Annotated in this window: 9 protein-coding genes and 1 pseudogene; 7 read left to right on the top strand and 3 right to left on the bottom strand. The window is 70.3% G+C overall.

Annotation, left to right across the window (positions count from 1 at the left end; all coding sequences use genetic code 11):
- Positions 1 to 72: 72 nt before the first annotated feature.
- The 4 genes and pseudogenes from ACZ68L_RS10555 to ACZ68L_RS10540 form a co-directional block, all read left to right on the top strand.
- Complete coding sequence (locus ACZ68L_RS10555; RefSeq protein ID WP_469575924.1) at positions 73 to 1,047, top strand: nucleoside hydrolase; 975 nt, start codon at positions 73 to 75, stop codon at positions 1,045 to 1,047.
- The gene (locus ACZ68L_RS10550; protein WP_469575922.1) at positions 1,044 to 2,450 is read left to right on the top strand and encodes an MFS transporter; all 1,407 of its coding nucleotides are present in this window, start codon (positions 1,044 to 1,046) and stop codon (positions 2,448 to 2,450) included. Before ACZ68L_RS10555 ends, ACZ68L_RS10550 begins: the two co-directional genes overlap by 4 nt.
- 439 nt (positions 2,451 to 2,889) lie before the next feature.
- Positions 2,890 to 4,209 (top strand): bifunctional folylpolyglutamate synthase/dihydrofolate synthase, encoded by a 1,320-nt coding sequence (locus tag ACZ68L_RS10545; RefSeq protein WP_469575919.1) that lies wholly within the window; start codon positions 2,890 to 2,892, stop codon positions 4,207 to 4,209.
- 221 nt (positions 4,210 to 4,430) lie between these two features.
- Positions 4,431 to 4,733, top strand: a pseudogene (locus ACZ68L_RS10540) (transposase); the annotation flags it as partial.
- Positions 4,734 to 4,738: 5 nt separating this feature from the next.
- On the opposite strand, the gene ACZ68L_RS10535 reads toward ACZ68L_RS10540, so the two are convergent.
- Entirely contained in the window at positions 4,739 to 4,999 is a 261-nt protein-coding gene (locus ACZ68L_RS10535; RefSeq protein WP_469576431.1) for a hypothetical protein, read from the bottom strand.
- Positions 5,000 to 5,380: 381 nt separating this feature from the next.
- Between ACZ68L_RS10535 and ACZ68L_RS10530 the strand changes: the two genes are divergently transcribed.
- Positions 5,381 to 6,589 carry a hypothetical protein gene (locus tag ACZ68L_RS10530; RefSeq protein WP_469576401.1) on the top strand — a complete coding sequence of 403 codons (1,209 nt, stop codon included), beginning with the start codon at positions 5,381 to 5,383 and terminating at the stop codon, positions 6,587 to 6,589.
- 176 nt (positions 6,590 to 6,765) lie between these two features.
- Here the strand turns inward: ACZ68L_RS10530 and ACZ68L_RS10525 are convergent, their stop codons facing one another.
- On the bottom strand, positions 6,766 to 8,628 hold the full coding sequence (locus ACZ68L_RS10525) for an ABC transporter ATP-binding protein (RefSeq protein ID WP_469576400.1): 1,863 nt from the start codon (positions 8,626 to 8,628) through the stop codon (positions 6,766 to 6,768).
- A 742-nt stretch (positions 8,629 to 9,370) separates the two neighbouring features.
- Between ACZ68L_RS10525 and ACZ68L_RS10520 the strand changes: the two genes are divergently transcribed.
- The gene (locus tag ACZ68L_RS10520) at positions 9,371 to 9,766 is read left to right on the top strand and encodes a hypothetical protein (RefSeq protein ID WP_469575917.1); all 396 of its coding nucleotides are present in this window, start codon (positions 9,371 to 9,373) and stop codon (positions 9,764 to 9,766) included.
- 172 nt (positions 9,767 to 9,938) lie between these two features.
- A complete protein-coding gene (locus ACZ68L_RS10515) occupies positions 9,939 to 10,091 on the top strand; it encodes a hypothetical protein (protein ID WP_469575915.1) in 153 nt (50 codons plus the stop codon).
- A 1,143-nt stretch (positions 10,092 to 11,234) separates the two neighbouring features.
- On the opposite strand, the gene ACZ68L_RS10510 is transcribed toward ACZ68L_RS10515, so the two are convergent.
- Positions 11,235 to 11,759 carry a P-loop nucleotide/nucleoside kinase family protein gene (locus ACZ68L_RS10510; protein WP_469575913.1) on the bottom strand — a complete coding sequence of 175 codons (525 nt, stop codon included), beginning with the start codon at positions 11,757 to 11,759 and terminating at the stop codon, positions 11,235 to 11,237.
- Between the last annotated feature and the right edge of the window lie 350 nt (positions 11,760 to 12,109).

The following is a 12,109-nucleotide window of genomic DNA, read 5'->3' as shown; positions in this document are numbered from 1 at the left end:
CCGTCTCCCGTACCACTCCTGCGTACCGCTTCCCGGCACAGAACCACCCGAGCACCTCAAGGACGATGTGACATGACGACAAGCCAACCCCTGCTGATGGACTGCGACACCGGCGTCGACGACGCCCTCGCGCTCCTCTATCTCGCGCTTTCCCCCGATGTCGATCTGCGGGCGGTCACCACCGTCGGCGGCAACACCGACGCCCGGCAGGCCGCGGTCAACACACTCCAGGTCCTCGAACTGGTGGGCCGTACGGACATCCCCGTGGCAGTGGGAGCGGACCGGACCCTGCGCGGCTCGTTGCCCGACTACGCCACCCATGTGCACGGCGACAACGGGATCGGCAACGTCCGGCTGCCCGCCCCGTCCGCCTCCGTGGTGAGCGAGGACGCCGTCGATCTGATCATCGAGACCGCCCGGCAGGCGGAGGGGGAGTTGTCGCTGCTCGCCACGGCACCGCTCACCAATCTCGCCCTCGCGCTGCGCCGCGAGCCCCGGCTGCCCGAACTGATCCGCCATGTCACCGTGATGGGCGGCGCCGTCCACCACCCCGGCAACATCACGCCGCTCGCCGAGGCGAACATCGGCAACGACCCGGAGGCCGCCGCGCTCGTCCTGGACGCGGGCTGGGACCTGACGATCGTCCCGCTCGACGTCACCATGCGGGAGAACCTCACCACCACCACCCAGCGGGACCTCCTCGCCCACGGTTCCCCGGCGAGCGTCTTCGCCGCCCAGGTGCTCGACGTCTACTTCGACTTCCACGAGGAGGTCGCGCTGCCCTTCCGGGGCTCGGCCTGCCACGATCCGCTGGCCGCCGCGATAGCCGCCGGCCATGTCACCCCGCTGCTCGCTCCCCGGCTGCACGTCGGCGTCGAGACCGGCGACGGTCCGGCGCGCGGGGCCCTCGTCGCCGACACCCGCGGGATGTACTTGTCGTACCCCGAACAGGCCGACGCCAACGCCCGGGTCGTCCTGGCGACCGACGGCCGCTTCCCCGAACAGCTCGTCGAGCGGATCCGTACGAGTCGGGGTACCACCGCATGAGCCGCGTCCCGCTGCAGGGCGCCGCGACCGGGATCCGTACGCACCGCTTCGTGCTGCCCGCGCTGATCGCCGGCGTCGTCGCCTTCCAGCTGAACGCGTCGATGGTGACGCCCGCGCTGCCGGAGATCGCACGCGAGCTCGATGCCGCGCCGAGTACGGTCGCGCTCTCGCAGAATCTCTTCTTCCTGGTCGGCGGTGTCGCGGGCGTCGTGCTGTCCCGGCTGAGCGACCATCTCGGCCGGCGCGTGATCCTGCTCGCCTCACTCTTCGTGATGTGCGTCGGCACCGTGCTGACGATGCTCGCTCCGAACGTGGAACTCCTCATCGCCGGGCGGGTGTTGCAAGGGGCGTCGGGGGCCACGTTCCAGCTGACCTACCTGCTGCTGCGCGACTCGATGTCCCCGAAGCGTTTCGGCACCGCGCTCGGCGTGATCACCGCCCTCAACGGCGGGGTCGGCGGTGTGGACGGCTTCCTCGGCGGTTTCGTCTCCGACCGGCTCGGCTTCCGGTGGATCTTCGGCACGATCCTCGTCACCGGCCTGTTCGCGCTGGTCTGCGTGGCGCGCGCCGTGCCGGAGACTCCGCCCGCGAAGGACGCCGGGCGGATGGACTGGTGGGGCGCGGCCTCGTTGTCCGCCGCGATCGTCTGCGTCAACCAGGCGATCAGCCAGGGCGCCGCGCACGGCTGGGGTTCCCTGTGGCCGCCTGTTCTCACCGTGGCCGGCGCGGCACTGTTCGTCTCCTTCTGGCAGATCGAGAAGCGCGGAAGCACCCCGCTGATCGCGGTGCGTGATCTGCGCTCCCGCCAGGTGTGGCCGCTGATGGCCACGACGCTGCTGACCCTCATCGGCGTCTTCGCCGCCATGAACTTCACGGTCGTGCTGCTGAGCCAGGACGAGCAGGTCGGGTTCGGTATGTCGGCGACGCTCGCCGCCTTGCTGTTCCTCACGCCCCCGGCGGCGATCGGGCTGCTCGCGGCCCCGGTCGCCGGCTGGCTGGCGCCACGCAAGGGCTGGCTGCCCATGCTGCGTACGGGACTGCTCGCCTCGGCGCTGGCGCTCGCCGTGGCCGCGATGTTCGCCGGGGACCGCTGGATCGTGCTCGCGGTCTGCTGCGCGCTCGGCGTCTTCTACAACGGGCTGACGCTGACGATGCTCAACGGCCTCGGTGTCGTGCTCTCCCCCAAGGAGAGCCCCGGCGCGCTGCCCGGTCTGAACGGCGCCTGCTTCGGCATCGGCGCCTCGGTCGGCATCGCCCTGGTCGGCCCGCTGGCAGGCGCGGGCACGCTCGGCGGCTACCGCACGGCGCTCGGCCTGGCTGTGGGCGTCACGTTGCTCGCCCTGCTCGCTTCGCTGCTGATCCGGCAGCCGGCGGCGCAGTCCCCGACCACGTCCGCGCAGTAACCACGCGTCCCGGGCCGGTCGTTCCGTCCGCAGGCAGCCGTGCCCGCGCCCGGACGTCCGGCCCGGACGCGGCCCCACTCGATTGCACCGCTCAACTCCAGCGGCGGGGCGCCTGACTCGTCGCACACATCGGTGCGGCACTCCTCATGGCCGAGAGCGGCGGTCGGCCTGCCGCCACGCGAACCCCTCACATGCCGTGGGCGCGGTGGCGGCCACAGCCCCCGATGTCCCGTTGCACGCCTGCGCGGCCCGGCCATCAAGCCGTGGACGACGGCGAGTTCCCGGCGGACGACGAAGGAAGCCGTGCACGGCAGCACAGGCTTCGACAACGTGCCCTGACACGGGAGCGTGAAGGTTGAGCACCGGCGCACCTGAGTGGTGTCCGCCGAGGCATCATCGTGGGGTGGATTATCAGGACTGCGTGAACATCCTTGAGAAAATGCACGAGAACCCACAGCGGTTACCGCGGCGGGTACGGCAGGCGAACGTCGCCAAGCTGCTGGAGGCGCTGGGGCGACCGGAGCGTGACCTGCGCGGGATGCTGGTGGTCGGGACGAACGGCAAGGGATCGACCTGCGCGTTCGCGGTGTCAGCGGTGGCCTGCACCGGCGCTCGGGTGGGCAGCATGCCCAGCCCGCATCTGCAGGAGCCGAGGGAGCGGATCCGGATCGACGGCGTTCCCGTCACGCGCGCCGAGTACACCGCGGCATTCACCGAGGTGTGGCGGGCCGTCGAACGGCACGGACTGCCCGTCCTGGCCCAGGGCATCTTCGCGACCACGGCCGCCGTCCACTTCCGGCGGGCCGGAGCGCGCCTGGCGGTGGCCGAAGCGAGCATCGGCGGCAGCAGGGCCGCCGCCAGGGAACTCGGCATGGACGTGAAGGTCGTCACGGGCATCGGTCTCGACCACACCAGACTGCTCGGAGGCTCCCTCGCGGAGATCACCCGGGCCAAGATCTCGGCCGCGCAGGACGGGGACCACGTTGTCCTGGGGCGGCTCGGCCCTGAAGCGGCCACCGCTGCGGAGCAGGTCCTCAAGGAGCGCGCCGGAACGTCCGTGTGGCGCATGGACCACGAAATCCACTACGCCGCGCGCACCGTCGGCGGCGCCGGCGACCGCGCCCCGACCACCCTGGTCGACGTCACCACTCCGCACGCGGTGCACCGCGACCTCCCCTGCCCACTGCCCGGCGTACACCAGCACCACAACCTCGCCGTCGCCATCGCCGCGGTGGACGCGATGGTCGAACGCGGCCACATCCGCGAGCCGGAGAGCGAACCGCTGCGCGCACGACTGGCCGCCACCCGATGGCCCGGCCGCCTCGAACTCATCACCGACGCCGGGCTGGACGGCTGGACCGGTCGTGTCCTTCTCGACGGAGCCACCAACCCGCAAGGCGTCACCACGGTCGCCCCGGAAATCCTGCGCCTCGCCCGCATCCACGGCCGCACAGGTCCGCCGCCCGCGCTGGTCTTCTCCGCAACACAGGGCAAAGACATTTCCGGGATGCTCGCCCCGCTGCCCGCCCACTGGCCGCTGATCCTCACCCGCACCAACTGGCACCAGGCCGCCGCGCCCACCGCCCTGCGCGACCAACTCACGTCCGCGGGCAGAGGCCCATGCCTGACCACCGACAGCACCCCCTCGGCACTGCGCTCGGCCACCGAACTCGCCGGTCCCGGCGGCCTGATCGTCGTTCTCGGCTCACACCGCCTCATCGGTGAAACCCGCACCGAGCTCGACCTGCCGCCCGTTTGACAGAAGAGAACGACGTGCGACGGAACGGTCGGCGCCGCGGCAGGCAAGCCGCAGCCGGGCGGGCTGCGGTCCCCAGGCGAATCCCCCGGTGAGCGACTCAGTTCCAGACACCATTCGAGGCCGGAGGATGGAGAACAAGCTGAGAAGCCGTATCTCAACCGATCACGGGACATGAGGGTCGAACAGGGTGCCTGATCGGGTGATCTTGCGGCTGTGCGCGCATGAAGGCAGGGCCGCTTGGTAGCTCGGGGATGCGAATCCGAACCGAGCAACGCCGGGAGGCCATGTTGTCCTGGTTGTACGCGCCCGCGCCCGTTGACTTCAACTCGGCTGCCGTGTCGTGCGATTGTCTCGCGCACGTGTACGAGAATGCGGCCCATCACCTGGACCGGGTTCGCCAGTATCCGTCGGACATGACGGACACGGTGTGGGCGACCGTGCGGCCGTTGCTGCCGGTGCCTGCCTGCCTTCAGGGCAGGGGCGAGCAGCCCGAAGGATGCTGCCACCGCCAGATGATCGATGGGATCCGCTACCTGGTCGCGGGTGGGATCTCCTGGCGGGCGATGCCCGCGGACTTTGCGCCCGTCTGGCTCCCGGCGTCGGCCAGGGTGCTCCGGGCCTGGTTGTTCGCGGCCGGCCTGATCGCCTTCGGGTCCGCCGCGACTACGTGCGTACTGGCCACCACGCGGGCGTTCTCGGTACTGACAGCGGCGGAGGCGGGCGCGACAGCCGCTGCGACGGCTCCGACCGCCACTGCTGCAGCAAGCCCGGTCTGGACGATGAGTTCCATGCGATGCCTCGCTTGCGCGACACAAGAACTCCGTTTGCCGCAAGAGGAATCCTGCCCATCCGAGCAAAGGACCTTCAGCGTCGCCGGTCCGGCAGTATCTTCGAACCACCCGACCAGACGCAACAACGCCCAGCACCCGGATCATCGGCACATCTGCAACGATCGCGTCGTACTCGGTGGCATCCCGTACCGGGGACGGCACGGATACGGTCGTCCGTGTTCAGGGAGCCCGGAGCGCCGTTCCCCGAGCAGAAAGGGAGGCAGGCGTTCCTCGCGCGCCGGGGTCGAACGCCTGCCGGGTAGGTCTACGCCCTGCTCATCGGACGGGAGTTGGCCGCCGGTTACATGCACAAGCCGGGCAGCCGCTACGGTGCAGTTGTGATGATCAACAGGGAGGACACGGCATCCGGTACCGCGGTGTTGATCGCGGCAGCTCCGGCGGGCAAGGGCTGTCTCATCGACGCAACCAGCGTCCTGCCCACGCTCGCGGCGGTTCCGCCCAGCACCCTGACCAGCACGACGGCAGCCACCATCGTTGAACTCGCCGACCCGACCCACCCGCAGACCGTCCTCACCCGCATCCGCGCCGCAGCCGTCGAACCAGGCCCACTCTCCCTCTACATCACCGGACAACTCCACCTCGACCGTAAACAGCGCCTGATCCACCTCGCACTCGCCCGGACCACGTCGACCACCCTGCGCTACACCGCATTGCCCTGGCACTGGCTGGCCAGCGAACTCAAGCTGCGCCGACCGGGCACCACCACCGTCGTCATCGATCTGGTCGCTTCCCCGGACGCCTGGCAGCAGCTCCGTACCGAGAGTCTCGTCCTCGGCTATGGGATCCGCGTATTCGGCCGGATCGCCCCGCCGCCGCCCCGCCACCGGATCGTAGAACCGGTCTACCTGAAGGCCCTCGCCACCACCTGGCGCAGCGGCATCAAACCGCCGCTCGCCCAGCTCCACCAACAGGTCGCCGCCCAGACCGGCCCCGACGACGCGCTGTTCCTCGCCGTCGACGACACAGCCGCCCCCTCTCCTGCAGCGTCGATTGTCCAGGTACCGAACCTGCCACACCAGAAACCTGCACCCGATCCGACGGCACCTGCCCCGATTCCGGAAAACACCGAGGTGGCCGAAGAGGATCCACTGCCTGCGATCTTTGCCACCGCCCACGCCGGGCGGCACGGCGAGGCCGCGACGCTCGCAGCCACGTGGGAGGGATGGGCTCTGCGTACCTACGGCGCGGGCTCCGTGCAGGCGATCCACTGGCTGGAGGTCCGGGCCGACCTCGCCCGCCTGGCCGGCGATCCGGCACGCAGCTGCGAGGTGTGGATGGCTGCCGCCAACGCCCGCCTCGCCCGGCAGCAGGCCCCGGACGACCCCGCGGTAGAAGGCGCCGTAGACCGCGCCCACCACCAGTGGCAGGAACTTCGCGACCCGCAGCGGGCCCGGGAACTCGGCCCGCCCCTGGCCTCATTGCGCCGCCATGTACCTGGCCGGCGCGCCGGGGCGGTGGAAGCCGTTCAGCACCGACTGGAACTGCTGCACACCATGCCGCCGGTGGGGTCCCGTCGTGCGGCGTCCTGACGAGCGACATCCCGCTCATGCGGACGCCGAGCCGGATACGCCTCGGCGGTCGCACGGATGCGGGAGCGGGTGGGCGGCACGTCATCGCCTCGGGAGGGCGGAGGGACGGCCGAAGAAGTACGGCGCCGTGGGCGCGCCCACGGCGGCTGGGGCATCTGAAGTGGCATCGGGGCGGCTCATGTGCGGGTCCCGTGCTTCTCGCCGTCCGGCCCGGACGTGACCTGGTAGGACAGCAGCTGCTGGAACAAGCCCTCTTGCCCGGCGAGTTCTTGGTAGGTGCCCTCCTGCACGATCCGGCCCTCGTCGAGGACCACGATCCGGTCGGCCACGGCGACGTTGGTGATGCGGTGGGTCACGAGCAGCACCACCCGCTCCCGGGCCAGTTCTCGCAGCCGCTGGAAGATCCGGTACTCGGCGCGGGGATCGAGGTTCGCGGTCGGCTCGTCGAGAACCAGCAGTCCGGCCTCGCGAAAGAACGCCCTTGCCAGGGCGATGCGCTGCCACTGGCCGCCGCTCAATTCCTCCCCGTTGAGCCACTCGCGAGCGAGGAGCGTGTCCAGCCCGGCACCGAGCTTGTCAACGACCTCGTCGGCGCCGGCGGCCTCGCACGCCTCACGTACCGCCGCGTCGCCGCGCGCCGTGGGCTGCCCCAGGGTCACGTTCTCGCGCACCGTCAGGGGCCAGTGCGCGTAGTCCTGTGGCACCAGGGCCACCTGCTGCCACAGCGCCTGCGGGTCAGCGTCGCCGGTGGGGGTGCCGTCCCACAGCACCTGCCCGTCAGTGGGCAGGTACAGGCCGCCGACCAGCTTCGACAGCGTCGACTTGCCCGAGCCGTTGAAACCGACCAGGGCGGTGACCTCACCCCTGCGCAGTGTCAGCGAGACGTCGGACAGAGCGTTCTGGTCCTTGCCCGCGTAGCGGTGAGAGACCGACTTGATTTCGATCTTCTTCGGCGGCTCGGGCCGGCGCGCGCCCCGGCGCATCCGGAACCCGCCGGCCTTGTCCAGGAAACCGCTCCAGTCGTCCATGTACAGCCCCGTGCGCACGGCTCGCGCCCCGGCGGCCACGAGTCCCCGTACCGACTGCCCGACTGTCTGCAAGGCGAAAACGGCCGTCCCGGCGTGCCCGACGCTGATGCGGCTGGTTGCCAGAAGCCACACGACCGCCGCCCACACGACCGCCGACCCCACGCCTCCGCACAGCGCGCCGACCAGGGACATGCGCGCCCCCTTGTCGGCTGCGGCCCTGTCCTCGTGGTTGATCCGGGCGACCGTCTGCCGGTACCGGCCGGAGAGAAAGGCGGCCATGGTGCCTGCGCGGATCTGGTCGGCGGCGTCCTTGGTGTAAATGTGCCAACGCAGCACCGACAGCATCCGGTTGTCACCATTGCTGCGAAGGTTCGCCAGGTAGCGCACCCGTGCGGCGCTGACCTGGGCCAGTGCCTGCGGGAGGCTGGCCGCCACCAGGAGTGGAAGAAGTACCCAGTGCACCCCGGCCAGCACGACAGCCCCGGCGAGGAAGGAGGCCGCCGAGGCGATCAGGTCCTGACCTTCGTTGATCAGGTCTCCGGTGACCTGCGCTCCGCGGTCGGCGGCCTCGCGGTCGCGGTTGAAGTCGGGTTCGTCGTAGGCGCACAGCTCCGCCTCCGCGCAGCCGATGAGCAGCATCTGCTCGGCTTCGCGCGACATCAGCGGACCCAGCCGGGAGGAGAGCCAGTTGACGGTGATCCCCAGAAGTGATCGCACGCCGGATGCGCCGGCCAGCAGGGCCACGGACGGCCACGCCTGCAGGAGCCGGTGGTAGACGTCCCCGCTGGTCAGCAGCGCGGTCAGGGTGCCGCTGATCGCGACCAGGCCCACGGCCTGCATCACGCCGGCTGCCGCCTGGCACAGCAGAAGGCCGACGGTCGCCGCTCGGTCGACCCGCCAGGCGAGAGCCAGCGACCGGCGCACCAACTGCGGGAGGCGCCTGGCCATGTCGCTCATCCGGATCGAGCGGCCGGCCGCTTCACGGCTGCCGGTCACGTCCACGTACCGCATCTGCGGCCCGGGAGCGGTCGCCTCCCCGGTGGCGCCCGGCATGGTTTCGGGCGGGACGCCCGGTCCGTTCGTCGGTCCGGAATTCACCGTCGCGGGCGGCGGCGGGGTGGTGCGCGGCCCCGGGACGCTGTCGGCTGATGCATCGGTGGGCTCGTTCATGCCGCCCACCCCGTATCCGGTCGTCCTGAGCGGCTGGCGACGGTGTCAACCTGCTGCACTACGGGGGTGGGAAGAGCGGGGAGGGGCCGCCGCCGTTCGAATCCGAGGGGCTGATGCGCGTGGGTGGGTACAGGATCCATTGTGTCCTCCAGTAGGTCGTCGAATGGCACGGGTGCTCTAGAAACGCGGCTCATTGCTCGCCGTAACGGGTGACGGCGGGGGGAATGCGGGACGTTTGTACGAATGTCTTGGCTGATGCCAGGAGCCGTTGGGGCGGGTCCTTTGAAACGCCCTCGTTCGAGGGATGGTCGCCCGTTCGGCCGCTTCCTCGGAGAGATTCCGGCCAACCTGAAAACCCGGCTGTCCTGGGCAGCAACTGCGCGGCGACGGTGCGCGCCGCGCGGGGTCATGGTGGCGGCAATGGCCGATTCCGTGCGGCCGTACCCCCACTGCCGAGTCGGCGTGCCAGGCTGCCGCTCACCGCGGCGCCCCCATCCGCCCTGCGCCCCGCACGCACGCCTGCCCCCCTGCGGCGCGACGATGCGTGCCCCCCCGACAACTCTGCGACGGCGAGGAAACGCCCATGGCCGACGACCCCACACCAGTCGTGTCCACAGGCGGCTGCCTGTGCGGGCATATCCGTTTCGATGCGATCGGAGAGCCCCACGACCCCACCACTGTTTGGACCAGGCAGCGGCACCGGCCGGGGCTGCAGTTCGTGGTCTCCACGGGTCGGCACCACGGGTTCGAGTCGCTGGAGGAGCAACGCCTTTTGCTCGCACCGCTGGAGGAGCAACGCCTTTTGCTCGCACCGGACTTCCTGCGCGTGAGGGAGGTGCTGCCGCAGCCGTTCCGGCTGAGCTTCGAGCATGCCGAGAGGCGGGCAGAGCACACTCCCGACTTCCTGGCGGTGATGGCTGACGGTGGCCGGTGGCTACTGGACGTGAGGCCACGGCTGCGGATCGGCGAGGCGAGCTGAAGTTCGCCGCGTCCAACGAGCCGGCGATGACGTGTGGTTGGCGTTGTGCGGTGGTGACTGGTCGGCGGCCGCACGTGTGGTCGGTGCGGGACGCCTTGTCGGCCCAGCGCCGGCCTGTCGATGACCGCTCGGGGTCCAGGACGAGCTTCTTGCCATTGCCGCCGATGCCCCGGTGGCCTTCGGCGAGCTGGTGCAGGCCACGCGGCTGCCGGTGGTGGCCCGCGCCCACGCCTTTCACCTGATCTGGCAAGGACGGGCGATCGAGCCGGCCCAGCCGCTGAGCGGTGCGACGCTGGTCTGGGCGGGCGCCGGGCGGGCGGTCTGATGCCGGCCGGGATGCCGGCATCGGCCCCGGGAGCCGGGATCCGGCTCAACGGTGTCGAGCGGACGGTTGAGGACGTTCAGCCGCAGGCCGGCGCCGTGGTGCTCAGGGATGCCGCAGGTGAGGTGGAACGCCGCCCCATCCGGCGGCTCATGCACCACCCGGACTGCCGGCCCGGCAAACCGGCCGCGGAACAGCCCCCACCCGCTCAGTGCCGCAATCCCGTCGAGGACCAGGACGTGCTCGCTCTCGTCTGCGGCGCCCGCCTGGACACTCCTCCTCCAAGCCTCCGGCTGCCGGCCGCCTCGCCGGCCCTGCTGCACCTGCAGGACCGCATCGGCGCCCTTCTCGACGGCGCCAGTAGTCCTGCAAGCGGCTCGCGAGTACTTCAGCGACCTGCGGATCCTGTCCGCGATCATCCTCGCCACCTGGCCGCTGGCCAGGGAGTTCAATCCCGCACCGTTCGCGAAGGCCGTCGAGCATCACCTGACCATGCACCGTCGCGAGATCGACGCCCTCCCTGGTGAGCGCCGGCAGCACACCTGGGATCGGCCACCGGCGTCGGCCATCGCCTCAGCGGCTGTTCCCCACTCCGCGGACCAGATCCTTGCCCTCGACCAGCACGACCGTGACGAAGCCCTCAGATCCATGCTCCGGTCCGGGCCCGATCCCGACTCCGGGAAATGGGGACGGACCGACCTTCACCCATGCAGCTCTACTGGTGGGCGGGGGTTACTCCGCTGTCGGTGAATGTGGGGCGACACCGAGACCGGGTGGTGAGTGCCCGGAGTTCGCGGGTGTCGTGGCTGACTCCACGGACGTGGGGGTTGTGGCAGGACCTGGGCCTGCGGGGTCTGGGCCGCGACAGGGCGCCGCTACCCGGCTGGGACGGCCGGACCGAGCTGCGGAACACCTCGTTTGTCGGGCCAACGCCGAGCTCGGGTCTGCGGCGGCAGGAGGCCGGCGCCATGTTGACGTTCGAGGCGCCGTTGCGGCCGCTTCGGTCGGGACGCCACTGCCACGGCCAGGCGGCCCGTGCTCTGTCGCGATCGAAGCGCGATCGGACCTTCTACACGTCGGTCGGCTCAGTGCGCCAGGTCGGTGCCTGCCTGGAGTCCGAGCGTGTTTTCGCGTCGCGGGCGGACCTCAGCTCTTGACGGCCTCTGCGATCTGCAGGGCGGCCTGGGCGGGCGTGAGGTGCGTGGTGTCGACGACCTCGGCCTCGTCGTGTAGCCACGTGCGGGCCGCCTCGGCGTAGGGCTCGAGGTATTTGAGACGGAACGGGGAGTTGGGGCCAAGAACAGTGTCGCCCGCGATGCGCCCGCGGAGGGTGTCCTGGTCAGCGTGGAGGACGAAGTGCCTTACCGGAATGGCATGTTGGGCGAGCCCCGTGCTGATCTCGCGCCAGTACTGCTCGACCAGAACAGTCATGGGCATCACCAGGGTGCCGCCGGTGTAGTCGAGTACGCGGCGGGCGGTCTCGACCACGAGCGGCCGCCACGGCGGCCAGTCCTGGAAGTTGCCCGTCCAGGGCAGCCCCGGCGTGATGTCCATGAGTGTCTCACCGACCTTCTCGGCGTCGAACACCCGTGAATCAGGGAGGAGTGCCTGCACGAGTGCACTGGTCGTCGTCTTGCCTGCGCCGTGGGTGCCGTTGAGCCATACGATCATGGGACCCAACGCTAGCGCCATGCGGGCCGCGGGAACGGGCACAGCCGAAATCCGGTACGGCTTCGGCGTTTCTCAGGGTGGTGTCAACCACCAAGATCAGGTGTCGCATATCTCGAAAAGTGACACCTGCCTCGCTCCATTCGTACGGCAGTAGTAGGCCGCAGCCCGACTCGCCAACCACCGGTCGTGGTCACACGCCGGGCTGTCCCCTCCAGAGGCCACCAGTAACGGCGGCCCGCAACCTGCACACAATGACTTGACAGACATCCCATGAGCTGGAGAGTCAAACGGCGAGTGCGTGAGCCCAGGGGGCCAGGCAGTCCCCTTCCCATCGGCAGCCCGTCGGCCAG

It is taken from the genome of Streptomyces sp. NPDC104309, assembly GCF_055584025.1.
This window is presented reverse-complemented; position numbering and strand designations above follow the sequence as displayed.

Bases quoted from the DNA above. Each gene is read 5' to 3' on its own strand.
- ACZ68L_RS10555 (WP_469575924.1), top strand. From the start codon at position 73: ATGACGACAAGCCAACCCCTGCTGATGGACTGCGACACCGGCGTCGAC.
- ACZ68L_RS10550 (WP_469575922.1), top strand. From the start codon at position 1,044: ATGAGCCGCGTCCCGCTGCAGGGCGCCGCGACCGGGATCCGTACGCAC.
- ACZ68L_RS10545 (WP_469575919.1), top strand. From the start codon at position 2,890: ATGCACGAGAACCCACAGCGGTTACCGCGGCGGGTACGGCAGGCGAAC.
- ACZ68L_RS10535 (WP_469576431.1), bottom strand. From the start codon at position 4,999: ATGGAACTCATCGTCCAGACCGGGCTTGCTGCAGCAGTGGCGGTCGGA.
- ACZ68L_RS10530 (WP_469576401.1), top strand. From the start codon at position 5,381: ATGATCAACAGGGAGGACACGGCATCCGGTACCGCGGTGTTGATCGCG.
- ACZ68L_RS10525 (WP_469576400.1), bottom strand. From the start codon at position 8,628: ATGCGGTACGTGGACGTGACCGGCAGCCGTGAAGCGGCCGGCCGCTCG.
- ACZ68L_RS10520 (WP_469575917.1), top strand. From the start codon at position 9,371: ATGGCCGACGACCCCACACCAGTCGTGTCCACAGGCGGCTGCCTGTGC.
- ACZ68L_RS10510 (WP_469575913.1), bottom strand. From the start codon at position 11,759: ATGATCGTATGGCTCAACGGCACCCACGGCGCAGGCAAGACGACGACC.